Raw genomic sequence first — 300 nt, 5'->3', positions numbered from 1 at the left:
TTGCCATGCCGCGCAGCGCCGAAATCATGGTGGCGTTCCTGGCGGTGATGAAAGCCGGTGGCGTCTACGTGCCGCTGGACATCGAATACCCGCGTGATCGCCTGCTGTACATGATGCAGGACAGCCGTGCGAAGTTGCTGCTGACCCACACCAGTGCCTTGCAGCAACTGCCAATTCCCGAGGGCCTGGACAGCCTGGCCATCGATCGCACCGAGGCGTGGGCCGACTACAGCGACACCGCGCCGGAGGTAAAACTGCACGGCGACAACCTTGCCTACGTGATCTACACCTCCGGCTCCA

1 protein-coding gene is annotated in these 300 nt (G+C 62.7%); it reads left to right on the top strand.

The genetic code is table 11. The features are described from left to right. Positions 1-300: AMP-binding protein (locus Q8X51_RS32205; RefSeq protein ID WP_407694952.1), on the top strand; the 300-nt coding region annotated here is incomplete at both ends.

Source organism: Pseudomonas sp. Yb2C2, assembly GCF_052112325.1.
In the GTDB taxonomy this organism is placed as follows: domain Bacteria; phylum Pseudomonadota; class Gammaproteobacteria; order Pseudomonadales; family Pseudomonadaceae; genus Aquipseudomonas; species Aquipseudomonas marginalis.
This window is presented reverse-complemented; position numbering and strand designations above follow the sequence as displayed.